The sequence below is a fragment of the Bifidobacterium sp. UTCIF-39 genome, assembly GCF_006408715.1.
GTDB classification, from domain to species: Bacteria; Actinomycetota; Actinomycetes; order Actinomycetales; family Bifidobacteriaceae; genus Galliscardovia; species Galliscardovia tissieri.
Map to the genome: position 1 here is coordinate 21,032 of NZ_JEOG01000015.1, position 26,154 is coordinate 47,185.

General features: G+C 58.7%; 23 protein-coding genes and 1 pseudogene. 21 read left to right on the forward strand and 3 right to left on the reverse strand.

Annotation, left to right across the window (positions count from 1 at the left end):
* The 16 genes from EP30_RS07160 (at position 1) to prmC (ending at position 18,144) form a co-directional block, all read left to right on the forward strand.
* Positions 1-1,503 (forward strand): ABC transporter substrate-binding protein, encoded by a 1,503-nt coding sequence (locus EP30_RS07160; protein WP_158216839.1) that lies wholly within the window; start codon positions 1-3, stop codon positions 1,501-1,503.
* Positions 1,504-1,550: 47 nt separating this feature from the next.
* Positions 1,551-2,501: an ABC transporter permease gene (locus EP30_RS07165; protein WP_140557346.1), complete on the forward strand. Its 951-nt coding sequence runs from the start codon at positions 1,551-1,553 to the stop codon at positions 2,499-2,501.
* Complete coding sequence (locus EP30_RS07170; protein ID WP_140557348.1) at positions 2,498-3,385, forward strand: ABC transporter permease; 888 nt, start codon at positions 2,498-2,500, stop codon at positions 3,383-3,385. Before EP30_RS07165 ends, EP30_RS07170 begins: the two co-directional genes overlap by 4 nt.
* Positions 3,385-4,251: an ABC transporter ATP-binding protein gene (locus tag EP30_RS07175; protein WP_140557350.1), complete on the forward strand. Its 867-nt coding sequence runs from the start codon at positions 3,385-3,387 to the stop codon at positions 4,249-4,251. The genes EP30_RS07170 and EP30_RS07175 overlap by 1 nt, the downstream gene beginning before the upstream one ends.
* A complete protein-coding gene (locus EP30_RS07180; RefSeq protein WP_140557352.1) occupies positions 4,245-5,045 on the forward strand; it encodes an ABC transporter ATP-binding protein in 801 nt (266 codons plus the stop codon). Before EP30_RS07175 ends, EP30_RS07180 begins: the two co-directional genes overlap by 7 nt.
* Before the next feature lie 91 nt (positions 5,046-5,136).
* A complete protein-coding gene (locus EP30_RS07185; RefSeq protein ID WP_219846803.1) occupies positions 5,137-6,180 on the forward strand; it encodes an agmatine/peptidylarginine deiminase in 1,044 nt (347 codons plus the stop codon).
* Between the two features lie 74 nt (positions 6,181-6,254).
* Positions 6,255-7,217: a nitrilase-related carbon-nitrogen hydrolase gene (locus EP30_RS07190; protein WP_140557357.1), complete on the forward strand. Its 963-nt coding sequence runs from the start codon at positions 6,255-6,257 to the stop codon at positions 7,215-7,217.
* Positions 7,218-7,342: 125 nt separating this feature from the next.
* Positions 7,343-8,962 carry an amidohydrolase gene (locus tag EP30_RS07195; RefSeq protein ID WP_140557360.1) on the forward strand — a complete coding sequence of 540 codons (1,620 nt, stop codon included), beginning with the start codon at positions 7,343-7,345 and terminating at the stop codon, positions 8,960-8,962.
* A 239-nt stretch (positions 8,963-9,201) separates the two neighbouring features.
* Positions 9,202-10,323: an ABC transporter ATP-binding protein gene (locus tag EP30_RS07200; RefSeq protein WP_140557362.1), complete on the forward strand. Its 1,122-nt coding sequence runs from the start codon at positions 9,202-9,204 to the stop codon at positions 10,321-10,323.
* On the forward strand, positions 10,323-11,363 hold the full coding sequence (locus EP30_RS07205; RefSeq protein WP_140557365.1) for an ABC transporter permease: 1,041 nt from the start codon (positions 10,323-10,325) through the stop codon (positions 11,361-11,363). The genes EP30_RS07200 and EP30_RS07205 overlap by 1 nt, the downstream gene beginning before the upstream one ends.
* Positions 11,360-12,334, forward strand: coding sequence for an ABC transporter permease (locus EP30_RS07210; RefSeq protein WP_140557367.1), 975 nt, complete (start codon positions 11,360-11,362; stop codon positions 12,332-12,334). The genes EP30_RS07205 and EP30_RS07210 overlap by 4 nt, the downstream gene beginning before the upstream one ends.
* A 184-nt stretch (positions 12,335-12,518) precedes the next feature.
* Positions 12,519-13,556 carry a PotD/PotF family extracellular solute-binding protein gene (locus EP30_RS07215; RefSeq protein ID WP_158216838.1) on the forward strand — a complete coding sequence of 346 codons (1,038 nt, stop codon included), beginning with the start codon at positions 12,519-12,521 and terminating at the stop codon, positions 13,554-13,556.
* 307 nt (positions 13,557-13,863) lie between these two features.
* Complete coding sequence (locus tag EP30_RS07220) at positions 13,864-15,237, forward strand: aspartate aminotransferase family protein (RefSeq protein ID WP_140557373.1); 1,374 nt, start codon at positions 13,864-13,866, stop codon at positions 15,235-15,237.
* A gap of 287 nt (positions 15,238-15,524) precedes the next feature.
* Entirely contained in the window at positions 15,525-15,737 is a 213-nt protein-coding gene (gene rpmE / locus EP30_RS07225) for a 50S ribosomal protein L31 (protein WP_093959848.1), read from the forward strand.
* Between the two features lie 146 nt (positions 15,738-15,883).
* A complete protein-coding gene (prfA, locus tag EP30_RS07230; protein ID WP_094662987.1) occupies positions 15,884-16,975 on the forward strand; it encodes a peptide chain release factor 1 in 1,092 nt (363 codons plus the stop codon).
* Positions 16,976-17,229: 254 nt separating this feature from the next.
* On the forward strand, positions 17,230-18,144 hold the full coding sequence (prmC, locus tag EP30_RS07235) for a peptide chain release factor N(5)-glutamine methyltransferase (RefSeq protein ID WP_140557376.1): 915 nt from the start codon (positions 17,230-17,232) through the stop codon (positions 18,142-18,144).
* Between the two features lie 159 nt (positions 18,145-18,303).
* Here the strand turns inward: prmC and EP30_RS07240 are convergent, their stop codons facing one another.
* The 3 genes from EP30_RS07240 to EP30_RS07250 form a co-directional block, all read right to left on the reverse strand.
* On the reverse strand, positions 18,304-18,903 hold the full coding sequence (locus tag EP30_RS07240) for a sugar O-acetyltransferase (protein WP_140557424.1): 600 nt from the start codon (positions 18,901-18,903) through the stop codon (positions 18,304-18,306).
* Positions 18,904-19,130: 227 nt separating this feature from the next.
* Positions 19,131-20,237, reverse strand: a complete 1,107-nt coding sequence (locus EP30_RS07245; protein WP_181160836.1) for a histidine kinase — start codon at positions 20,235-20,237, stop codon at positions 19,131-19,133.
* A 197-nt stretch (positions 20,238-20,434) separates the two neighbouring features.
* Positions 20,435-21,097, reverse strand: coding sequence for a response regulator transcription factor (locus tag EP30_RS07250; RefSeq protein ID WP_181160837.1), 663 nt, complete (start codon positions 21,095-21,097; stop codon positions 20,435-20,437).
* Positions 21,098-21,268: 171 nt separating this feature from the next.
* On the opposite strand from EP30_RS07250, the gene EP30_RS07255 reads away from it, so the two are divergent.
* From EP30_RS07255 to EP30_RS07275, 5 genes and pseudogenes are all read left to right on the forward strand, one after another.
* Complete coding sequence (locus EP30_RS07255) at positions 21,269-21,997, forward strand: hypothetical protein (protein ID WP_140557382.1); 729 nt, start codon at positions 21,269-21,271, stop codon at positions 21,995-21,997.
* A gap of 121 nt (positions 21,998-22,118) precedes the next feature.
* Positions 22,119-22,745: pseudogene (locus tag EP30_RS07260) on the forward strand (ABC transporter ATP-binding protein); the annotation flags it as partial.
* The gene (locus tag EP30_RS07265; protein ID WP_140557385.1) at positions 22,742-24,100 is read left to right on the forward strand and encodes a hypothetical protein; all 1,359 of its coding nucleotides are present in this window, start codon (positions 22,742-22,744) and stop codon (positions 24,098-24,100) included. The pseudogene EP30_RS07260 and the gene EP30_RS07265, both read left to right, overlap by 4 nt.
* Positions 24,101-24,217: 117 nt before the next feature.
* A complete protein-coding gene (locus EP30_RS07270; RefSeq protein WP_140557387.1) occupies positions 24,218-24,955 on the forward strand; it encodes an L-threonylcarbamoyladenylate synthase in 738 nt (245 codons plus the stop codon).
* The gene (locus EP30_RS07275) at positions 24,952-26,154 is read left to right on the forward strand and encodes an MraY family glycosyltransferase (protein ID WP_140557389.1); all 1,203 of its coding nucleotides are present in this window, start codon (positions 24,952-24,954) and stop codon (positions 26,152-26,154) included. The genes EP30_RS07270 and EP30_RS07275 overlap by 4 nt, the downstream gene beginning before the upstream one ends.

Below are 26,154 nucleotides of genomic sequence, written 5' to 3' on the forward strand. Positions count from 1 at the left end.
ATGGGGGCAATGCAGAAGATCGGAGCGCTCGCTCTGACTGCGGCACTGGTGTTCGGCACTGCCGCGTGCGGGGACGGCTCGGGGTCCGCGGACTCCGCCAATCAGATCCATATCGGTCGTACCGAGGTGTTTGACGGTTTCACGCTCGATCAGGAACTGCTGAATGAGGATTACGCCATCTCCACCGCGGTGATGGAACCGCTGATCCGCGTGGGCAACGAAGGCAAGGAACTCCAGCCGGGAATCGCTCAATCATGGCAATACAACGACAATGACACCCAGCTGACGATCAAGCTCAATCCCGATGCCGCATTCAGCAATGGCAAGCCCGTGACCGCCGACGATGTGGCGTTCAGCCTGTCGGTGTGGAAGTCCGGCCCGAACTATGGCGCCAACTATTCGTCCATCGCGTCGGCGACGGTTGAAGACGATCACACCATCGTCTTCAATCTTTCCCAGCCGGACAGCTCCATCCCCGCGTTCCTTTCGTATGCCGTGGCCGGCGTGATCCCCAAGGATTACGGTGGCAAGACGGCTAAGGAGTTCTACCAACATCCGGTGGGAGCCGGGGCATTCGCCGTGGAATCGTGGAGCACCGACGGCGATATCGTGCTGAACAAGAACCCCCATTACTACAGGAAGGGATATCCGAAAGCCGATCGGGTGATCAACTCCTATACACCCGATTCCAACTCCGTGGCATTGCAGCTCAAAGCCGGTCAGATCGACCTTGTAAACCAGCTGGACTCCATCACCGCCAAACTGCTCGACTCAAGCTACATCGCCAAGGTTCCGGCCCACCAGACTCCCACCTTGGTTCTCAATACACAGAACGCGTTCCTGGCGAACAAAAGCGTGCGTCAGGCCATTGCCTACGCGATCGACTACGAATCCCTGCAACGATACGGTTTCTATGGATTCGGAGAACTGCCGAACAGTTCGTTGCCTCCGAATCTGGAAGGCTCGCCCAAGACCACAGGCGGGTACTACCGTCAGGACATCGACAAGGCCAAGCAGTTGCTCAAGGGCGTGGATATTCCGGAATCGATCACACTGACCTACCCGACGTCCGGCATCTCGGCCGCCGTGGTGCAAATCATCCAATCAGATCTGAAGAAGGTAGGCATCAATGTCGAACTGAAATCCGTGGACGGCGGCACATGGTCGTCATCCCTGTCGGCCGGCACGTTCGACATGAGCACCTTCGCCACTAATGCGAATTCCCCGGACCTGATTGATGCACCGTCCTATGTGGTAAGCACCAAGATGCTGTATGCCCAGATGGACACCAATACTCTCGCCGGTCTTATCGCCTCGTACAAGGAAAGCGCCGATACCGCGGCCAAACAGCAGATCGTGCAACAGATCGACGACTACCTGTCAGACGAAGTGCCATACGTGGTGCTCAACGCCAACAAGGTGATCGTCGCGAAACAACCGGACATCAAGGGATTGGAGGTGCAGCCATGGAGCTGCTACTACTACGACACCCTCTCGCACTGACCTGTATGACTGTCGGATCACGAACCGAAACGAAGTGAGACGAGACCATGACCAAGAACCGATATCGTTTTATCGTCACACGACTGCTGACGTTGATCCCACTGATACTGGGTATCCTGCTGGTGACTACGCTGCTGCTTGATCTGACTCCGGGCGATCCGGCACGACTGGTGACCGGACCGCGTGCCAGTGACGAGGACGTGGCCCACGTGCGTTCGCAGATGGGGTTGGACAGACCGTTCCTCATTCGATACGTCGATTACGTGATCAACGTGCTGCACGGTAATTTCGGCACATCGTTCAAAACCGGCAAGACCGTGAGCACGCAGATCGCACAGCAGTTGCCGATCACGCTGAGCATCGCCGTGGGTGGCATTCTTGTGGCTCTGCTGCTGTCCGTATTGCTGGCCATGCTGTCCGTGCAGAAGCCCGACGGACTTGCCGACCAGATCGTGCGCATCCTGTGCGTGGTGGGCATCGGACTGCCGAGCTTCTGGATCGCCATCATGCTCATCAGCTACGTGGCGCTTCCCACACGGGCGTTCCCCGTCGCCGGTATCGGTGATGGCATATCCGACCACATCCGGGCGATGATCCTGCCCATACTCACCGTGGCCATATCGCTCACCGCACCCATGACCCGTAGTCTCAGGGCCACACTGCTTGACGTACGCAACTCCGACTATGTACTCGCCGCCCGCACACTGGGGTTCACGGGTTGGAACCTGACCGGTAGTTTCATTCTGCGCAATGCGGCTGGCCCGCTTGTGGTGGTCGCTGCGTCCCAGGCCGGGTACGCATTATTCGGCACCACCGTCGTCGAAGTCGCGTTCAGCCTGCCCGGCATCGGACAGGGGTTGGTCACAGCGGCCAGCCAGCGAGACTTCCCTCTCGTACAGGGCTACACCTTCGTATTCGCCATCGCCATCGTCGTTATCTATCTGGTGGCCGACATCATCACATCCGTTATTGACCCGAGAGTGAGGATCGAATCATGACCGCCTCAGTCAAAGCAACAGCAGCACCGGCTGCCGCATCATCCGTCGCATCCCGTCTGTCAACGGTCCACAGTCGTCGCCGTCGCAGGCCGTCGACGGGCAAGCTCGTCGTTGGTCTCGCAATCGTTGTCGTATTCGTGGCGGCCGCCATCGTCAGCCTGATCTGGACCCCGTACGATCCGATCGAACAGGACTTTACCGCGGTGTTGCAGCAGCCCAATGCGGCGCATCTGTTCGGCACCGATGAACTCGGCCGTGACCTGTTCAGCCGCGTGATGCGCGCTGCCGCGATCGACCTGCCGGTTACCCTCGTATGTACCGTGCTCCCCTGCGTACTGGGCACGATTCTCGGCCTCATCGCTGGATATTTCGGCAAGACCTGGGACACGATCATCCTTCGTGTGGGTGACCTGCTGCAGGCGTTCCCGCAGTACGTGCTCATGATCGTCCTCGTGTTCGTGCTCGGCGCAGGCGTGCCGTCGCTGATCGTCAGCTTCACGATCGTCGGCTGGGTGATCTACGCAAGACTCACCCGCACCGAAGTCATGCGCATCAAGGAATCCCAGTTCATCATGGCGGCACGGACGTCCGGATTCTCCACCGAACGCATCCTGTTCCGGCACATCGCGCCGAACGTCATTCGACAAGTGGCCATCTACCTCACATCCGATCTCGTGTTCTCCGTGGTGGCGCTCGCCGCGTTCAGCTTCCTTGGATTCGGCATTCAGCCGCCGACCCCCGAATGGGGATCACTGATTTCCTCCGGTCAGAAGTTCCTCGGACTCGCACCTTGGCTCGTCGTGATTCCGGGACTCACATTGACGGTATTCGCATTCGGCCTCGCCCTCATCGGCGACGCCCTGCAGGACAGGATGGTGCACTGATGACTGCGACGACAGCGACCGCAACGACGGCGGCAACAACTGACGAGACGACGGCGAAGACCGTGCCGGGCGCTCGTCCGGTACTCAAGGTCACTGACCTGTCGATTGCCAACGACTACGGAGACGTGCTCGTCCACGACTCCAGTTTCACGCTGGCCCGTGGCGAACGACTGGGCATCGTCGGTGAATCCGGCAGTGGCAAAAGCCTGACCTTGAAAGCGATTGTCGGCATCCTGCCGTCGTCTCTGCACACCACCGGCGATATGACATATGTGGAACCGGTGACGAAGGCTGACGCGGCCATGATCTTCCAGGAGCCGGCCACCAGCCTCAACCCCACGATGCGCGTAGGGCGATTCGTCGCCAAAACATGGCAGATGCATCATCCGCAAGACTCATGGGACGCCTGCCGCGCGCACGCGATCGACCTCATGGGCAAGGTTGGTATCGCGGATGCGAAGGACAAGATGAACGTATGGCCGTTCGAACTGTCAGGCGGCCTGCGACAGCGCATTATGATTGCCGCAGCGCTCGCCGCCGAACCGGCGATCCTGTTCTGTGACGAACCGACCACGGCATTGGATGTGCGTGTTCAGGCGCAGATTCTCAAGCTGCTGAAGGATATTGCGAAACGTGACAACCTGTCCCTGATCTTCGTCAGTCATGATCTGGCGGTGATCTCCGAGATTTGCGATCAGGTGATCGTCATGCAGTACGGACGGATCGTGGAACAGGGGTCCACTCAGGACATCATCCATCATCCGCAGCAGGAGTACACGAAGAAACTACTTGACGCCGATCTCGACTATCGCATGCGGCATATGGGCGATGACGGCGCAACAAAGGATGGAAGTGCGTCATGCTGAATCCGCTGATTCTGCGCATCGAGAACCTGGTGATCAAGTACGGTGACAAGCCGACCCTGTTGGATCGTCTGCGGCATAAGCCGGACACTCGATTCACCGCCGTGGACCACGTGTCATTCGATGTGCCCGCCGGGGGATCCGTGGGCATTGTCGGCGAATCCGGATCAGGGAAATCCTCGTTGCTGCGTGCCATCATGGGGCTGAATCCCATTGATTCGGGCAACGTGCGCTATCAGGGCACCATTCTCAACATGGGTGCATACTCCGATCTGCGCAAATCCATGCAGATGGTGTTCCAGGATCCGGGAACCGCGCTCGACCCCATGATGACGGCCGGCCAGACCATCGCCGAAGTGCTGCGTGTCCATCGAATCGTCGATGTTGACGCCATCCCCGATCGCGTCAACGAACTGCTTGACATGGTCGCCATGCCGCATGATACGGCCGATGCTTATCCGAAGGATCTGTCCGGCGGACAGAAGCAGCGTATCGCCATCGCCCGCGCGCTGGCGTTCAACCCCAAGCTGCTGGTGGCCGACGAGCCAACCAGCGCGTTGGACGTGGTGGTGCAGGCGCAGATCCTCGACGTACTCAAGGACCTGCGTGCCCGGACCGGACTGACGATCCTCACCGTGACCCACAACCTTGATCTGGTGCGCTATCTATGCGATTCGGCCGTGGTGATGCATAACGGCAAACTCGTCGAATCCGGACCGGTGTCCGAGATGTTCTCGCATCCTCGCAACGACTACACGCGTGAACTGCTGGCGGCCGCACCCAAGCTGGCGCGATGACGAGCATTCGAGCCAACGTGTAAAACCCGGAAAACAACTCAAGCAATCCGGAGCAAATCGGAACCGGAAGGTGGCAGCAATGACCTATGTAATGCCTGCGGAAACAAGTCGGCACGAACGCACATGGATGTCGTTCCCGACCGAAGGCTATGTGCTGGGCAGCACCGCGCAGTCGCGGGACGAGGCCATCGGCACATGGTCTTCGGTGGCGAACGTCATCGCGCGGTATGAACCAGTGTCGATGATGGTCGATCCCGCATTGGAAACGGTCGCCGCGGGCGTGCTGGATGATGACGTGACGCTCCACTCGTGTCCTCTGAACGACTGCTGGATGCGTGACAGCGGCCCCACATTCGTCATCGAACACGGCTCCGATACATCGTCTACTCCAATCGTCAGGGGCACTCTCAAAGCCGTCGACTGGGTATTCAACGGTTGGGGGCAACAGCAGTGGTCCACCTGGGACAAGGACGAGCTACTCGCCAAACGCGTGGCACATGCGGCCGGCGTTGATGCGATCAGCAGCTCCTATGTGTTCGAAGGCGGCGGCTTCCACGTGGACGGTCAAGGCACCGCAATCCTCACTGAAACCGTGGCGTTGGACCCGCATCGCAATCCCGGCAAGACGCGTGAGGGCATCGAACGGGAACTGCATCACAAGCTTGGCGTGGAGAAGGTCATCTGGTTGCCACGCGGCTTGACCCGGGACTACGGCGAATTCGGCACGCGCGGGCATGTGGACATCGTCGCATGCATGCCACTGCCCGGCGTCGTGCTGTTCCATGATCAGCAGAACCGGAATCACCCCGATTATGAGGTCTCGCGCCAGATCGAACGTGTGCTGTCCGAAGCCCGTGACGCGACCGGGCGTCAATTCACCGTCATCCCCGTACCGGCGCCGCAACAGGGGTATGAGATGGACGGCACTCCTACGGACTTCAGCTACATCAATCATTATGCGGCCAATGGTGTCGTGGTTGCCTGCACCTTCCACGATCCCAACGACGACAAGGCGCTCGCCGTACTGGAACAGGCGTATCCGGGCCGTCACGTGGAGCCGATATACGCCAAACCGCTGTTTGACCGCGGCGGAGGCATTCACTGCATCACCCAGCAGCAGCCGGCGATCGACTAGTCGCAGTCCCAATGCCAATCGGCTGTATCGGCAACCAGCATTCAGTATTCGAATAACGTTGAAAGGAGCTCATCATGGATCTGTATACGGCGGAAAACCTGCCCAGCCTTTGCCCTCGCGTCGAACGTGAACCCAACGTCGTGGGCGTGGGCCTGGTGCAAACAAAATGGCATGAAGACCCGGAAGAACACCGGTCCGTCCTAGCGGCTGGAATCATTCAGGCCTCGCTCGCCGGGGCGCGCATCGTGTTCCTGCAGGAGCTGACCATGCTGCGCTACATGGCTGACGTACGTCCTGATCCATCGGCCCGATCGGCCATGGCGGAAAGTCTTGAAGACGGTCCGAGCATAACGTTCTTCCGCGAACAGGCCCGTGCACACAACGTGTATATCGCAGGATCCGTGTTCGAGAAAACCGGTGCCGATTCCGAACGCGGGTACAACACCGCCGTACTCGTGGCTCCTGACGGCACGCTGGTCCAGCGCACTCGCAAAATGCATATCCCCATCACCACCGGATACTACGAGGACGAATATTTCGCCCCCGGACCGGCAGATGACAATACCGCTGAGAACCCATATCCGGTGGTGACGCTGCCTATCGAAGGTGAGCCGCGTCTGGGGCTGCCCACCTGCTGGGATGAGTGGTTCCCCGAAACCGCTCGTATGTACGGCATGCAGGGTGCGCAGATCCTCTCGTATCCCACGGCCATCGGATCCGAACCGGACTATCCGGATTTCGACACCGAGCCGTTGTGGGAGCAGACGATTCGCGCCAACGGCATTGCCAACGGCACGTTCATGGTGGTGCCGAACCGATACGGGAACGAGGGCAAGGTCACGTTCTATGGATCGTCGTTCATCTCCGACCCGTTCGGTCGCGTGCTCGTGCAGGCGCCGCGTGATCGTGACGCCGTGTTGGTGGCCCATCTTGATCTGGCGCAACGTGACGACTGGATCACACTGTTTCCGTTCTATAAGACGCGCCGTCCCGAATCCTACGGGCGTTTGCTGCGTCGTGAAGGACTCGGCGCCTAACCGCATAGTAACCGCATAGTCCTGTGTGCAGGTCCTGCCATCGTCCGCGTTTCCAATCGCCGCATAACCGTAACCGTTTCGAATCAATACGAACCAATTTCGACGAATAAGCAAGGAGAACCATCATGTCGACATTATTCGTGGCCGACGCCGTCCATTCCATGACCGCTACCGATGACCGCAACGCCAACGCCGTGCTGGTGGATGGCTCCACGATTACCGCGGTCGGCTCGGTCGATGACCTGCGTCAGCGAGACGACGTGACGATCGTCGATTTCGGCGGTGGCGTGATCACACCGGGGCTTACGGACTCCCACAGCCATCCCATTTCCGGCGCAACTTCCGACGCCCTCGGCGTGGACTTGACCGGATCGGTCTCCATGCAGGAGGCCCAGCGTCGTCTTGCGGATTATGCGGCTACGGTTCCCGCAGAGGAGTGGGTGTACGCATGGGGATTGGACCCGACCCTATACCATGGAGGCCCAATCGTGTTCGAACCGTTTGCCTCGATTATCGGCGAGCGCCCGTGCGTGATCGCTCTGGCAGACATGCATTCGCTGCTGGTGTCTCCTGCCGTGCTCAAGGCCGCCGGTATTTCCGGCCCTGTTGATTTTCCGAATTCGTCGGCGTGCATCGCCTGCTATCCGGATGGGACGCCCACCGGTCATGTTCTGGAGTTTGAGGCAAAGGATCTGATCTATGCCGTAATGCCGCCGTTGACGGAGGCGCAGAAGGTCCAGCGTATCGTTGACGTGCTGAACGGTATGGCGTCCACTGGCCTGACCGGTGCCCATGTGATGGATATGAGCGCGGAGGATCTTGCGCTGCTTGCCAAGGCCGAAGAGACCACTGATCTTGGTATCAAACTGCGGATCCATCCGGTGGCGCGACAGGCCATGGGTTCCGACATCTCCTACCTGCAGGAGCTGATCGGGCGTCACGGTCGTCGTTGGGCGGTCACCGGCGTGAAACTGTTCATGGATGGCAGTATCGATGGCGGCACGGCATGGCTGCAGAAGCCGGACGTGCACGGAGACAGCGACTTCGGTGCGTGGACCGATCTGGATGCCTACCGGAATCTGATGCGCAATCTGATCGAGGCGCGTATCGATACGGTGGCGCATGCGATTGGCGATGAGGGTGTGCTCACTCATGTGCGTGTGGTGTCCGCGTTGCTGGACGAACTGGGGGATGTCAACGGTGGTTCGCATGGTTCGCATTCGATCGAACATTTGGAGATGATGGATGATGACGTGGTGTGTACGGTGGCATCCAGCCCGCTGTTTTTGAGCATGATGCCATTGCATTGCACGCGCTTCTTGTTGGCGGACCATACCGACAACTGGTCCCGCAAGCTTGGCGAACCTCGTGAGGGGTATGCGTTCCGTACGCGTAGTCTGGTCGACGGCGGTGCCGTGCTGGCCATCGGTTCCGATTGGCCGGTGGCTCCCTACGATCCGAGGTTCACCATCGCCGATGGCGTGCTGCGTCGTCCGTTTGATCGTCCTGATCTGGGCCCGGTGGTGCCGGATGAGTCGCTGACCGTTCCGCAGCTGCTCGACGGATACACCCGTTCATGCGCTGTGGCTCGTGGGGAGAGCGCGACATCCGGACAGCTGGCCCCGGGGTATACGGCGGACCTGACCGTGTTCGGAGCGGACCCCTATGCGCTCACTCCCGAGGAGATCGGCACGATGCCGATTCTCGGCACGGTGGTGGACGGCGACGTGGTGTACTCGGCATGACCGGTGTCATGACACGTTACGTCTGATGCGCAAGAATGAGACAAGGAGGGTTCGAATCTTGGACCCTCCCTCGGCGTGCCTATATCATACGATTTCCGCCACAAAATACACATGCTAATACGGTTTCTGCCGTCTGCCGTATGTAAATCCTCGAAATCAGTCGCAATGTCTTGTTTACCTTACTGAAACCACAGTCCCCTTGTATAGGCTTCGTGATGTGAACCAACAAGGGAGGCGCGATGAGTGCTGCGCAGAAGGTGGTGGTAGCTCGCGACCCGGAGGTCGAGCTGCGTGAATCCGGTCTGACGATTAATCATGCGAAGAAGACGTTCATATCGGCGGAAGGCAAGGAGGTCCATGCCATCGACGACGTGAGTCTGGCAATCCACAAGGGCGAGTTCTTTATCCTGCTCGGCCCGTCCGGTTGCGGCAAGACCACGTTGCTGCGGTCGATCGCCGGCCTGGAAAGTCTGGACGCCGGCGAAATCTACCTCGGCGACCAGCGCATCGATCCTCTGCCTCCCTACGATCGACCGGTGAACACCGTGTTCCAAAGCTACGCGCTGTTCCCGCACATGACCGTCGCGCAAAACGTGGCGTTCGGTCTGGAGATGGAGAAGAAGCCCAAGGACGAGATCGCCAGAACCGTGCAGGAGATGCTCGACCTTGTGCACCTTGGCGATTTCGGCGGCCGCAAACCCAGCCAGATGTCCGGCGGCCAGCAGCAGCGCGTGGCATTGGCCCGTTCGCTCGCCAAGCGTCCCAAGGTGCTGCTGCTCGACGAATCCCTGTCCGCACTCGACTTCAAGCTGCGTCGTCAGATGCAGGTGGAGCTCAAGCGCATCCAGCGTGAGACCGGCATCACGTTCATCTTCGTCACCCACGATCAGGAGGAGGCCCTCTCGATGGGCGACCGCATCGCCGTCTTCTCCAAGGGGCGTCCCGAACAGGTGGGCACGCCGGAACAGATCTACAACGAGCCATCCAACCGGTTCGTAGCCGACTTCATCGGCGACATCAACTTCCTCGACGCGGTCAAGAGCAGTGACGGCGTGATCACCGTCGAAGGCGTGCCGTTCCACGTCAAGCAGGACATCTCCGATCTGGCCGACGGTGCCGAGATCTGCGCCGCCGTGCGCCCCGAACGCATCAATCTGGCCGCGCCGGACGACACCGCACTGCAGGGAACCGTGGAAACCGTCGTATTCATGGGCGCCGACGTGCGTTGTCACGTGCGACTGGGCGACGGCACGCTGCTGCTCGTTCGCGTCTCACCGCCGTTCGACACCAGCGTCCTCTATCAGGGAGCCACGGTGAGCGTGCACGTGGAGGCCGAACATATGAGGGTGGTGGAACGATAATGACCGGCAACGAATCCGATTCCAACACCAAGAGCGACAAGCCGCCAATTGACCAGAAGACGACATCGGACAACACCGCGACCGTGACCACCGCGACCGCCACCGCGCCCACGGAATCCGCATGGCACCGCTGGTTCGGTTCCCCGCACGCCGTGAAACCTGGTCTGCTCCACCGCGCCTACGCCATTCCGTCCATTCTCATCGGACTGCTGTTCACCCTCGGCCCGATGTGCGTGATCGTGGCGTTCTCGTTCATGAGCCGCCCCGACATGGGCGGTGGCGTGAAGTTCCAGTTCGCCACCGACGCCTACGAAAAACTGCTCTTCCGCCACGACTTCTTCGGTAATCGGTTCTTCGACACCCGATACCTCGAGGTCTTCGGCACATCCCTGTGGCAGGCGCTGCTCACCACCGCCGTATGTGTGGCGCTCGCGTTTCCCATCGCTCTGTGGATGTCGATGAAAAGCGCGAAAGTCCAGCAGATTCTCGTCCTGCTGGTCACCATCCCGTTCTGGACCAACCTGCTGGTGCGCACTTACGCGTGGATGCTCATCCTCAACGAAAACGGACCGATCAACTGGGCCGCCAACCTGCTGGGAATCGGCAAGCAGCAGCTGCTGTACACGTCGTTCGCCTCGGTGATCGGCCTGATCTACACGTTCCTGCCGTTTGCCATCCTGCCGATGTATTCCGCACTGTCCGGCTTTGATTTCCGTCTCGTCGAGGCGGCCTACGATCTGGGCGCCCACAAGCTCACCGTGATGCGTCGTGTGATCCTGCGCGCCGCCATGCCCGGCGTGATGAGCGGCGTGGCACTGTGCTTCATCCCTGCGTTCGGCTCCTACGTGCAGCCCGTGCTGCTCGGCGGCGGACGCGTACTCATGGTGGGCAACCTCATCGCCTCGCAGTTCGCCGAGGCCCGTAACTGGCCGTTCGGCGCGGCGCTGTCCACAGTGATTCTGTCCATCACCCTGCTTGGTGCGTTCCTGGCGACCGTACTCGGCGGCAAGGCTTCTCGAAAGGCGGGTATGACGCTATGAGCATGTTGCATGATGATGTCGATCCCAAGGCCGTGAAGTATTCCGACAGTGACGAGTTCGGTGCCCTGGTCGCCCGAACCCAGGCCGAGCGTGCGGCGGGCGGTGCCGATTCCGGCGCGCAGATGCCGGACTGGCTGGAGGAGAAGAAACCCGACCGGCCGCTCAGCACCCGTCGCTCCGGCAACCGCGACAATTCGCTGAAACGGTTCCCGGCCGTCGGATTCCTCAGCGTCTTCGTGCTCGCGTTCCTGTACGTGCCGATGGTGATCGTCGTGTTCTTCTCGTTCAACGGCGGCCGTCAGGCCCTGCTGTGGGAAGGTTTCTCGTTTCGCTGGTACGGCGAGGTGTTCACCAACGGCGCGATCATCAAAGCCACCGAAACATCGCTGATCGTCGCGCTGATCGCCACCGTGCTGTCCACGCTGCTCGGCGTGCTCTACGTGCTGGCCATCGACCACATGTCCCGAGCCGGTTCGGCGCTCGCCACCGCACTGATCAACGCGTCCATGCTGATCCCGGAAATCGTGCTCGGTGTCGCCACCATGGCGTTCATCCGACTGATCGGTATGGCTCCCGGATACGTGCCGCTGGTTCTGGCACACACCACGTTCTGCATTCCGTTTGTGGTCATGCCGATCCGCGCACGACTGCAAACGCTCGACAGGGCGTGCTTCGAGGCCGCTGAGGATCTGGGCGCATCCGGTTTCACCACGGTGACGCGCGTGACGCTGCCGCTGCTCACGCCGGGCGTGATCTCCGGCGCGCTGATGGCGTTCGTCGTGTCCATGGACGACTTCATGATCTCGAACTTCCTCACCACCGCCGGCACCACCACGCTACCGATCTACATCTTCTCGCTGATCCGCAAGGGCGTGAACCCGAGCATCAACGTGGTCGCCACGCTGCTGCTGTTGCTGGCGATCGTCATCACGGTCACGTCCACGGTGCTGACGAACCGCAAGAGCAAGTAGCAAGTAGGGGAGGGGAATCATGATCATGCCTATGAATACGTGTGCGATGAACGGAACGTTGTCGGATTCGGATACTTCGCGCAGACAATTTCGAATTTCGAAGATCGCGCGTTCCTGTGTAAAGGTTTTCGCAGCGGCATTATGCTCCGGTCTGGTGTTCGGATTGGCCGGTTGCTCCGGCGGCGTGAGTGACGTATCAGTCAGCGGCGGCACGGCCGAGGCGACGGGACCATATCATGAGGCGCACGGCGGCGAACTGCACATCTACACATGGGCCGGCTATATGCCCGACGATGTGATCAAGGCGTTCGAGCAGGACACGGGCATCACGCTCAGCGTCGACACCTTCGACAGCAACGAGGCCCTTGAGGCCAAGCTGCAGTCCACCGGTGGCGAGGGGTATGACATCGTCATGCCGAGCGACTATATGGTCGAGCAACTCAAGTACGAGGGGCTGCTCATGAAGTTCGATGTGAACTCGCTGCCCAATGCGAAGAACATCAAGCAGGAGTTCCGCAATCCCTACTACGACAAGACGATGCAGTACTCCATCCCGTACATCGTGAGCTACACGGGCATCGTGTACAACGCGAAGGCGATTCCGCAGTCCGATGCGCCGACGTCGTGGAATGATTTCTTCCATCCCAAGGCGTCGTGGGGCAAGACGCAGCTGCTCAACGATCAGATTGAGATCGTGAACGCCGCGTTGCGCGCGGTCGGCAGCGACCAGTGCGCCACCAAACCGCAGGACTATCAGAACGCCAGCGATCTGCTGCAGTCGTATAAATCGAAGGTGGGCGTGCTGAGTTCGGAGGGCGTGGCCGATCGTCTGGCGTCCGGTGAGCAGAAGGTCGGTATGGCGTGGAGCTACGACGCCTATCAGGCCATGTCGAGCAATCCCGACCTGCGGTTCGTGTTCCCGTCCGACGGAGCGAACAAGTTCGTCGACAATGTGGCGATATCGCGCGGCGCGACGAACATCGATCAGGCCAAGACGTTCATCAACTGGATGCTCGACCCGCAGAACAAGACCGCGGTGGAGCAGAGCGCCGGCGCCGGCAGCGTGCTGGATGGCGGAGACGAACTGCTGCCCGAGGACATGCGCGACAAGAACGTGATCGTGCCGTCCGCCGACGAACTCAAGCACGCGATCCTGGAAAAGCGCTGCTCGAACAAGCTCAACGACAACTACACCATGATGTTCGAGGATTTCCGTAGCTGACGTCGTTGATAGTGTCCGGCATTGTTTGGCACTGTCTGACATAGGTTGGTGTCATCCGGCATCTGCCGGTGTTGGTCTCGTTGCCGTCATTGACAAGCCTCCCCGCACCGGGGAGGCTTTTTCGTTGTCTCGGACGGCATTGTCGCGGCGTTGTCACGGTATCGGTATCGTCACGGCGTTGTCGTGTCGTTGTCGTCGTCATTACGACGATATTGCTATGTAAATCGTAGATAAATTAGTTAATAACTGCGAAATAAATAGGTGGTTTTCTATAAGCATTAGGGAAAACGCAGTAAAGGAGTTGGCCATGACAACGACGATCGATGAAACCCGAATCAAGGAACTCACCGAGAAGGAAGGTGAGAAGCTCAACGCCAAGCTCGGCAAGTCCCGTGACATGTACGAACGCGCGCGCAAGCACCTGTGCAACGGCGTTGCGTCCTCCTACCAGCTGCGCGATCCGTGGCCGATCTATGTGGATCGCGGCCAGGGCGCCAAGATGTGGGACGTCGACGGCAACGAATACTACGATTTCAACAACGGATTCGGCGCCATGCTGCAGGGCCACGCCAACCCGATCATCGCCGAGGCCGTCAATGACCGCTTCTCCAAGGGATCGCACTTCGCCATGCCCGACTGGGATGACGTGGTGGTCGCCGAGGAGCTGACCGAACGTTTCGGACTGCCGAAGTGGCGTTTCAACAACTCCGGTTCGGAGTCCACCATGGACGCCATCCGCATCGCCCGCGCCTACACGCACCGCGACCACATCATGAAGATCTTCGGCTCCTACCACGGCCATCACGACGCCGTGATGATCTCCATCTCCGAGGACTACAACAACATCGGCGACCGCTACCACCTGAAGTCCCTGCCCTACGGCGCGGGCATCCCGAAGGCCACCGTCGAACTGACCGTGCCGGTGCCGTTCAACGATCTTGATGCGCTGGAGCACCGCATCGAGGAGATGGAATCCGCCGGTGAGGCACCCGCCTGCCTCATCATGGAAGCCTGCCTGATGAACATGTCGATCGTGCCGCCCGAGCCCGGATACCTTGAGGGTGTGCGCGAGGTGACGAAGAAGCACGGCATCGTCCTGATCTTCGACGAGGTCAAGACCGGCCTGACCGTGGGCCCTGGCGGCGCCACCAAGCTGTTCGGCGTGACCCCCGACATGGTCACCATCGCCAAGTCGCTCGCCGGTGGTCTGCCCTCCGGCGCCATCGGCGGCAACGATGAGGTCATGAGCGTGGTCGAGGACGGTTCCGTCTACCAGGTCGGTACCTTCTCCGGCAATCCGCTGTCGATGGCCGCCGCCCGTGCCAGCCTGGAAAAGGTGCTGACGCCCGACGCATATGAACACCTCGACAAGATGAACCAGCGCCTGATGGACGGCTGCAGCGCGATCATCAAGAAGTACGACTTCCCCGGCTACGCCCAGGGCTTCGGGGCCAAGGGCTGCGTCACCTTCTCCCCGCACAAGATCACCGACTACGTGAGCTTCCGCAAGGGCCAGAACGCGGCGCTGAACCAGCTCGCATGGCTGTATCAGGCCAACCGCGGCGTCTACATGGCCCCCGGTCGCGAGGAGGAATGGACCCTGTCCGTCGCCCACGACGAGAAGGCCTGCGACACCTACCTCGCCGCCTTCGAGGAAATGGCCCACGACCTCGCCGAGTGACGGTCGGGCCATACGGCCCATATCACACACTTGCCCGAAGCGACTGGATCTCCTCTCTCTCCGCCGCCTCGGGCCGGATTAATGAGAATTGCAGCGCCTCGACGGGGTTCGAATCCCTGCCGGGGCGTTTTTCATGCCGTTATCGTGCCGCTATCGTACCGTTATCGTGCCGTCGTCATGCCGGCTTGTCGTAATCCAGACTTGCGCGTATAATCCCATAGGTTCCGGTTCACGTCATGCCATTGGGGTACGGCGACCCGGTCCTGAAATAGATCCTAGGAGTAATCATGCAGCAGGGTATTCATCCCGAATACGTGCCCACTGAGGTCGTGTGCTCGTGCGGCAACACCTTCGTGACCCGTTCGACCATCACCTCCGGCCACATCACGGCCGACGTGTGCGCCAAGTGCCACCCGTTCTACACCGGCAAGCAGAAGATTCTGGACACCGGTGGTCGCGTGGCTCGCTTCGAGCGTCGTTACGGCAAGAAGGCCAAGTAGCAGACGTTGCAACGCCAGTCCCGTCCGGGCCCTTTCGGCCCATCCGCGGGACTGGCGTTTTTGTATGCTTGAACAAGGTTTGACCACGGCAGGTTGACCACGATTGGAACCGCAGACACGACCTGCACAGAGAACGGAAAGCGAACATGGCGGAAGAATTCCCGGCGGCGAAGACCGCGGTTGACGAATACCACAAGATCGAACAGGAAATGAGCCAGCCCGAAGTGGCGTCCGACCCCGAGAAAATGCGCAAACTCGGTCGTCGCCATGCCGAGCTGAGCGTGATCGTCTCCGCATACCAGCGGTACATGACGATCAACGACGACTATGAGGCCGCCAAGGAAATGGCCTCCGAAGACCCCGACTTCGCCGACGAGGCGAAGAAGCTGGAGAGTGAACTTCCCGAGGCACGCGAAAAGCTGCGTACCGCACTGATTCCGCGCGATCCGGACGACGCCCGTGACACGATCATGGAGATCAAGGCCGGTGCCGGCGGCGAAGAGGCCGCACTGTTCGCCGGCGATCTGCTGCGCATGTACACGCGTTATGCGGAACGCCGCGGATGGTCGTGCGAGATCCAGAGCCAGAACGGCACCGAGCTTGGCGGCGTGAAGGACGTGCAGATCGCCATTCGTGCCAAGGGAACCGTGGCCCCCGCCGACGGCGTATGGGCCTCGCTCAAGTACGAGGGCGGCGTGCATCGCGTGCAGCGCATCCCCGTCACCGAATCGCAGGGGCGCATCCAGACGTCCGCGGCCGGCGTGATCGTGTTCCCCGAAGCCGACGACGATGACGACGAGATCGAAATCGATCCGAAGGACCTCAAGATCGACATCTTCATGAGCTCCGGCCCTGGCGGACAGTCCGTGAATACCACGTACTCCGCCGTGCGCATGACGCACATCCCCACGGGCATCGTGGTGAGTATGCAGGACGAGAAGTCGCAGATCCAGAACCGTGCCGCCGCGCTGCGCGTGCTCAAGTCCCGACTGCTGGCCATGAAGCACGAGCAGGAGGCCGCCGAGGCCGCCGACATGCGTCACTCGCAGGTGCGCTCGCTGGATCGTTCCGAACGCATCCGCACATACAACTTCCCGGAGAACCGCATCGTCGATCATCGTACGAACTACAAGGCGTACAACCTTGACCAGGTGCTCGACGGCGACCTGCAGGCCGTGATCGACTCCGACATCCAGGCCGACGAGGCCGCACGCCTCGCCCAGGCTGACAAGCAGTAAGCAACTTCCTTAGTGTGATCACACTAACTGGCTGAACAGGCTGAAATCCTTGAAATTCCAAGGGGTCTGTTTTTTAGTGTGATCACACTAAGAAGAGGGGGTGGCTGCATGGTGGATAGTGTCTCGAATGGTGATGGTGTGGCTTCGGCTGGTGTGGCTTCGGCTGGTGTGACACCTGCGGATGAGGCACCTGCGGGTGAAGTTTCTGATGGTGGGTTTGATAATGCGGTTTCTGCTGGTGGGGTTCTGGAAGCATGACGTTTTCGAGTGAGACGGCTGATACCGCGCGTTTGGTGCGCAGCGCGTCCGACGTTCTGCGTCGAGCCGGAGTGAATACGCCCGAGCATAATGCCAAACTGCTGATGGCGCACGCGGCCGGAATATCGTTGCGTGATCTCGACATGATCATGCTGATGGGTCGTGATCTGCCGCTGTCGTTCGACCGTGCCGCATACCGTGTCATGATCGAACGACGTGCCGCACGCGAGCCATTGCAGTACATCGTCGGCACCGCGCCCTTCCGATATCTTGAGGTCGAGGTCGGTCCCGGCGTGTTCATCCCGCGTCCGGAGACCGAGATCGTGGTACAGGCCGGGCTGGATTGGCTGGCGACGGTCGACGTGCAGCATCCTCGTGTGGTCGATCTGTGTGCCGGCAGCGGCATCATCGGTCTGTCGGTGGCGGTCGAGGCGCCGGAGAGTAACGTATGGGCCGTGGAACTCAGTGAAACCACATATACGTGGACGGAACGCAATCGACAGCGCGTCATCCATGACCATCCCGATGTGGCGGACCGCTATCATCTCGTACTCGGCGACGCCACTGCGGACGAAACGTTGCGTGATCTCGACGGCAGCATCGATCTGGTGATCACGAACCCGCCGTACATCCCCGAATCCGAGATCCCCGAACAGCCCGAAGTGCGCGACCATGATCCCGAACTCGCACTGTACGGAGGATCGGCGGACGGACTGCGCATCCCCGAACGCATCATCGACCGCTCGGCGACACTATTGCGCGACGGTGGCGCACTGGTGATGGAACATGACATCAGCCAGGGCGATGCGCTGTGTGAGTACGTGCTGACGCACGGATTCGGCGAGGCTCGAACCGGCAACGATCTCACCGGTCGACCGCGCTACCTGTTCGCCTTGAAAATGGCGAAATAGCGGCGGCGAAATAACACCAACGCGAACATGCAGAACCCTCGTCGGCCAACACCGAACGGGGGTTCATGCATGTATTGACGGCATTGACGAATGTGCAGTCAGGCCACTGCCGCACGTATTCCTGCTGCCGTGCATACTTCACTGCGGCGCGTATTCCTGCTACTGCGCGTACTCCTGCAGTTCCGCGGCATCCGCGTCGGAGATCGTCTTGATCACACGCGCCGGATTGCCCACCGCCACCGAATTTGCCGGAATGTCCTTCGTCACCACGGCACCTGCGCCGATCACGCACCCGTCACCGATGGTCACACCGCCCAGCACGGTCACGTTGCCGCCGAACCAGCAGTTCGAACCGATGACGATCGGCCGACCGTACTCATAGTCGTATGTCGTGCCATCCTCGCGCGTACGCACATTACGATCCTGCCAGCGCAGCGGATGCATCGGCGGCAGCAGCGACACATTCGGTCCGAACAGCACATCGTTGCCGATCGTCACCGGCGCGCAATCCAGCACGGTGAAGTTGAAATTCGCAAACACGCGATCACCGATCGTGGTGTGGCAACCGTAGTCGAAGAACACCGGTCCCATCACATCGAGGTTGTCGCCATGACCGGGCAGCAGCTCGTCAAGAACGGCCGTGCGAGTCTTGGTGTCGTCGCGAGACAGGCCGTTGAACCTGGTGCATAGATTGCCGGCCTTGCGGCGCAACGCGTCCAGTTCAGGATCGGAGGCATCGTACAGCTTGCCGTTCAGCATCTCCTCGCGCTCGCTGGCACGCGGGGTGCGCAACTCCACCGGCGGGTACTTCGATGCGGACTGTGCGGAGGGCTCGGGCTGTGCGTTCGTGTTCGTCTGCGTGGCTTCGTCGCTCATCGTTCACTTCCTTGTCGTGGCGTTTGCATCATGTTGCCATCCAACTGCCTGTCGGACATGGCGACATAGCAAATGTGTACGTTCGTACGCATTATCTTGAACGATCTAAATCATAGCATCTGCGATCCGCCTGTGTGTTGTCCCGACTGACAATACGGGATCAGCGCCGTTATCGACCACTCATTGTCGTCCTCGAGAATGTCCAACGTCCCGCCGACCTGAGCCAATTGGCGCTCATAGCGTTGCAGTCCAGTTCCTCCCTGATCGTATGCCGACGGACCGAACCCCTTGTGACGACGAATGTTCGAGGACGAGATGACGACGCCATTCGGCATGGGCTGTATGGCGACGATGTGATATTCCTTCGGATCGGCGTGCTTGAGGATATTGCCATAGATCTCATGGATGAACGAGATGATCATATCGCGTGAGTCGTTGCTCGGAGTCGTATGACCCTCGCCGGATACAATGCCGGTACCACGGAATCCCAGCTCCTGAAGCTGCCGTTCGCAGTCGTCGATCATGATGCGGATCTGATGCAGCCAGTCGGAGGAATCGACATTCGTCGCAGTATTGGTAGCGGTATCAGAGAAATCCATGACTGTTCCATCACTGTCCCGGACCACGTCGATCGCCCTACGGACCTGCTGCAAGGCATCCTCGCAGGCATCCCGGACCGTGAGCAGCGTCTCCCGATCCTGAGCATGATCGGCATCGCCGTTCGACGTTCGCAGATCGATCATCGTGAGTGCATACGCCAGGTCGTTCGCGGCGGAGTCGTGGAGATGCATCTGCAACTGCTCCGACAGTCGCCTCTGTTGCTGCTGGTTTTTCAGTAATTCGTATGCTCTGGTTTTCCGCACCCATAATCCGACGCCCATAAAGGAGAAATACCAACATGCATATTGGGTCGCCGAAGCGATAATCCATGGGATATATCCGCCTTCGGAAAGAATGACGGTCATCGATGCCGTCACCGGTATCAGTGCGCCGATGAATCCCCGCCACGCGGAATGATAGGTGAGCCATGCGATGGAAAACAATGCACTCAAAAACATGGCGCTGGGCATGGTGAGTGCTGAAATATCGCCCAATGCATACAGGATCAGCAAAAACCACGGCGTGATCCGCGGCAATCGCGGAAGCAATGCCACGGTCAAGGCTGACGTAAGACAGAGCGCGACGGCTGGTTTGGCAGATACGATGCCGTAAATCATGAATCCGATCGTTTCCACAACCGTCATTACGGCAAGGGCGATGCAGATGATGACATGCCAATTGCGCCAATGCCGTGATATCAGACGGTGCAGGGCCTGCCTGAATGAAGATCGTCGTGCGTGTGCGTGTGCGTGTGCGTGTGCGTGTGCGTGTGCGTGTGCACGTGCGCGTGAATTATCGGGAACGTGGGCCATGTCTACCACAATCCTTTTCTGGCTCCCAAGGCAATCGCATGGGCGAGATTGCGGGCGTGCAGTTTGCTGACGGCTCTATTTTGATAGGAATACACGGTTGATTCGCTGATGTTCATGGTCGTTGCGATATCGCGCGTGGAATAGCCTTCGGCATATAGCCCAAGCGTTTTCTGTTCGCGTTCCGATAGTGCCTTGTCGTAGTCATGGTGTTCCTCCGAGGAGGTCGCATGGCTGATCGATCGTTTGGGGGAGTGCGGAATCGTGTCTGCGGGAAGGCCGTTTGCTATATCGTGGATGACTTTGGGGAGAGCCGTATTGAGGTGATCCTTGGTGATCAACGTGTATGCGCCGGCTTTGGATGATGCTTCCTGATATCGGTGCGCGGAGTATGCGGTGATCGCGATTACCGTGATATTGCGGGAGATCGTTCTTACGGTTTCGCATACGGTGGTTCCCGGCATGTCGTCGAGCGACATGTCCACGATGAGTACGTCGGGCGTTCGCCCCTGCCGGGAAAGACATCGCTGAATCGCGGTCGCTCCCGTGCTGCAGGTCCACAGCAGTCTGCAATTGTGGATTGTGGCGACGATCGCAGTCAATATGCGTAGCGCACAGGGATCGTTGTCCACAATGCCTACGCTGATCGGTGTCTGACTCTGCTGCATGTTTCCTGACATACCTTCTGACTTGCTGAGCCAATAGCGCTCGCTGATTTCATGAGTCCTCATTATTCCCGATTTGCCCTACCGTATCACCCCTTGCCGTGTCTCCCACGGCAAGCCTTGCCATCTTCTTCACTCATCTGTTGTCATTGCAGAAAAGCTGGGATTGTTTGTATGGCTGGAGAAGAGGATATGAGTGGTGTCTGGGTGTGGGCGAAGAGCCGTCATGTGGAGTGGATCGCGTTAATGATGGCGATGACATATGTGGCTTGTTTCTATGGGTGGCATATTGGCGTGCCCGTACAAATTTCAGTGAGCGGTGTGCAACTTTGGTTGAGGGCCGTGAATCTTCTGCCGATCGTTCTGGGGATCGTATCCGCAGCGATGCTGGCGTCGCCTATGCCGTGGATAGATGGTATTGCTTTGGAAAATGTAAGATTTGTGGGATTGGCAGCATATGTCGTACTTGGAGCTTTGATAATCGGCTCTGTATTGCTCCCGGTTAGATTGCTGTCGATTTTGCCTAGAAAATATGTTCCAGGTATTGATGCTATGGATGCTACAGGTTCGGCGTCTTTCTCTGAGGTAATTTCCGATTATCGCTTTTCTGTTTATGTAATACCTGTGATGTTTTTCCTATCTTGCGCGATTGCTGCTATTTCGTTATTGGGGAAGATTCTTGGATTGTTGATAGTTGTAATGCTATATGTCTTTAATGTAGTGCTATCCCTCATTCCGTCAATAGCACCATGTTCGCCTCTGTCGTTGACTGGCGTCAGTGAGGATGGTCTGGTAATGCTTTGGATGTTGATTGTTGCTGTTTTGTATGTACTTGCGTTGATTTGCTACTGGAGATGGAGTAGCAGGAACTTGATTGGCGATTTCTTTGCAATGAAATCATAAATTAGGAGTCTGGATAATGAAGCAAAACACAGTAATGATCAGTGGTCATGATCTTTCGATTTCATATGGCCGTCGTCGTGTAATCGATCATGCTGATTTCAATATTTCGCTAGGGGTTACCGGTCTCGTCGGGGCGAATGGTTCCGGAAAGACCACGTTGTTGAACGTACTGGCGACGATGGGGAGTCCTCAAACTGGGACGATTTGTGTTAACGGATTGAACATAGCTGATAAGCAGGGAAGGACAAAAATCCGATCCATGATGGGATACCTGCCTCAGACTTTCGATGTTATACGTGGCGCTACGGTTTTGGACAATGTGGCCTATGCGGCATGGGCGCATGGCGTCGCTGAGGATGACATGCCAACTATGGTGCATCATGCCTTGAAAAATGTCGATTTGCTGGATGTGACCAATGTGAGAGCAAAAACGCTGTCCGGAGGTCAGCGTCAGCGCTTGGGGTTCGCTTGCGCCACGGCTCATAGACCTAAAGTGTTGTTGCTTGATGAACCTACTGTGGCCTTGGACGAATCCCATCGAAGGCAAATGAACCATGTGATCTCTGTGATGGGTAGAGAATCGGCAATTGTGATGAGTTCTCATTTGGTCGAGGAGTTAGGATCATTTGCTGATAACATCATGATGCTGATGAATGGTCGTCTATATTCCGGTGAATCTGGAGTTATTGACAATGTGCAACAATGCGAATCAGATAGTGTAAATAGCGAAGACAAGGTCTTATTGTGAATAGACTGTTTATGAAATATCATTGGGTTAATCAACGTGAGTGGTGTCTTTATGGACTTGCAATTGTTATTATTTCCTTCGCTTATGTCATGTCTGGTTGGCGTTATCTAAGTGGTGGATTTGCGCGATGGTCATTTCTTGTCACCGTTAGTCGAGAAGGTATGTTGTTTGGCATATTGATACTTGGAATGATCGGAGGATATCTGGGTATAGCTCACAGCGGTCGTAATGTCGTTGTAGGGAGAATGGCATATCAAGGATACTCTCGTGTTTTTCTTCCGCGAATGATGGTACTGGTGTTCGTCGCAGTTTCCGGATTTATCATCGGACTGCTACCTCTGACGATCCATGTCGCGAATCGTGCTTCGTGGGGAAGCGTAGATGTGTTGTCGTTGTCATCCAGCTGCCTGGTGCTGTGCTGTGTCGCAGTTTGCTCGATATCACTGGGGGCGTTGCTTTCCACTCGGTGGGCTGTCGTATTGGTGCCGACCATCATGGGGTTCATTGTGCTGCTACCCGTGCTTGTCAATCAGACCGTATTGGTGAATACGGGTCTGTCGTCATTGCAGGCTGCGCCGGTGTGGATGGATGATTTCCCTACATTGGGCTGGGCTGTCACTGCACAGACTAATCTGATGCGCATTGCGTTGTATCTATTGCTTTCCTGCGCTGTAGTCAGACTATCCTGGCGGAACCTCAACGGCGAACGAATATTGACTGATGCAACCGCTTGGCTATGTACAATACTGTCCTTAGCTATTGTTGTGGGTTCTATCGTCAATTCCGCGCCTCTGGTGAGGCGCGACGCTGCCAGATTAGTATGCAAAGCCGTGACACAGAATGCTGAACTTTGTATGCATCCTGCCGATGCGATTATGGAGGATATGCTGTCTCAGGCCATGAAACGAACGCTGGCAGTCGTTCCCGAATCGGTACGATTGCAGGTGGTCGAAGGAGACTCTGGGTCGCGGATTGATGGCGCTGATTCCCGATCCGATATTCGTGCAACGTACATAATGTTCACTGGTGAAGAGAACGTGGATGAGTCGCAGAACGTCATTATTTCGTCATTGGCATATAGATTGAGCGGGCAGGAGGAATGCCCGGTCAATGAGCAATCCTCGGACGAGGATATGACACGTGATGAGATTGTCATGGCTTTGGAATCGTCCATTGCATTCCGTAGCGGTGGTTCCCGGATCCCCGTCGGTGTGGGGGAGGAGAGCGGCAAGCCGGTGTACTCCGAATTTCAGGGGCGGTTTGACCGGCTTTCCGACGCGGAATTCGTGCAATGGTACGCGGATAAATCCACAATGATCACCACCTGCACGCTGTCCGAAAAGGACCTGCCCTGATTTGTCCCTGATCGCTTTCGTCGGTATGCGGTGATGCAATGGTGAGGCTTGAACGGTATCGCTGAAATCATCTGAAATTGATCATCCGGTAGTTATCCGGTAGTGGAGGAGCCTCATATGGTGCGAATCATGCCGATCTGCGAGGAGTCGTTGGCGCTGGCGACCGAACTCGTGCAGGCGGGGAAACTGATCGTGGTGCCCACGGATACGGTGTACGGCGTGGCCTGCGACCCGCGTAATCCGGACGCCGTGGATCGCATCTTCAAGGCCAAGCGTCGTCCGCGTGCCAAGTCGTTGCAGGTGCTGCTCGCATCCGTGAACGACATCGATGCGCTCGGTCTTGATCTGCCCGTGCCGCTCGACCGTCTGTCCGACGAATTCCTGCCCGGTGCGTTCTCGCCGATCTGCGTGGCACGCGATGATTGCGCACTGGCCACCGTACGAGTGGACCCGCAGTCGCATCCGTCGCGCACACAGGGCATTCGCGTGCCGGATTCGGCGGACACCCTGCGTATTCTCAGGGCCACGGGTCCGCTCGCGGCATCCAGTGCCAACCTTTCCGGTCATGATTCCGCGCAGACCGCACAGCAGGCTGCCGCCGATCTCGGCGATGCGATCGCTCTGTATCTTGACGGTGGCCCCACTCCGGGACCACTCTCGAGTACAGTGGTGGCGTCGGACCCGCACGGGCGTGACGGCATCGCCATCCTCCGCGATGGCGTGATACCGCAGTCCCGCATTCGAGAGGCTCTGCACGGATCGCTGCGGCTGCACAGCGAATCGCAGCGGCTGCGCAATGCCGCCTCGCCGCTCGCGGATTCCGACGCGAACGACGACGGAGGTATTACGGCGTGAGGATCTACTTTTTCATCGCGGCCATCGCCGGTGGCGCAACATTTCTGTTGACGCCGCTTGTCAGACATCTCGCCATAGAATTCGGCGCGGTGGGCGAGGTGCGCGCCCGAGACGTGCACAAGGTGCCCACCCCGCGCATGGGTGGCGTGGCCATGATGCTCGGCTTTCTGGTATCCATGTGCTTTGCCAGCCAGCTGTCGCTGACCGAGGGACTGTTCCACGACAACCTGCAGCCGGTGGTCATCGCCGTGGGCGCGGTGCTGATTTGCCTGCTCGGCGTATGCGACGACCGGTGGGATCTCGACTGGATGCTCAAGCTTTCCGGGCAGCTCATCATATCCGTGTTCGTGGCGTGGGGCGGCCTGAAGGTCGTCTCGCTGCCATTCGGTTCGCTTGTGGCCACGTCGCCGAGCATATCCATGGCCGTCACGGCCATACTGATCGTCACCTCGATCAATGCGGTGAACTTCGTGGACGGTCTTGACGGACTCGCCTCCGGCATCGTGGCGATCGGCGGCATCGCGTTCGCCATATATTCGTATATCATCGCGCGCAATTCGCCCAGCTACGCATCCATGGCCACCATGATCGACGTGGCGCTTGTGGGCATCTGCGTGGGGTTCATCCTGCACAACTGGCATCCGGCCAAGCTGTTCATGGGTGATTCCGGTTCCATGCTGCTGGGATATCTCGTCACCTGCGCATCGATCGTGATGACCGGTCGACTCGACCCCACCACCATTCACGCCAGCATCTACCTGCCGGTGTTCATGCCGATCCTGCTGCCGATCCTGGTGCTGTTCCTGCCGGTGCTCGACATGATCCTGGCGATCGTGCGCCGCGTGAGCAAGGGACAGTCGCCGATGCACCCCGACCGTATGCATCTGCATCATCGCATGCTGCGTATCGGCCATACCGTGCAGGGAGCCGTGCTGATCCTGTGGGGATGGGCCGCGCTGATTTCATTCGGTTCGATTATGATTCTGTTCTTCAAGGCGCAGTACGTTGCCACAGGATTCGCGATCGCGACCATTCTGCTGACCGTGGCTACGCTGTATCCGTACGCTCGCCGGCGTATTCCGGAGATCCGCGAGGAGAACGCGGCACTGGCCGCCGCCCGCGCGACGAACGGGCGACCGAAACACAGTACGGATACCGTGATCGAGGACGAGCAGACGCCTAAGGAAGGGAAGGCTTAG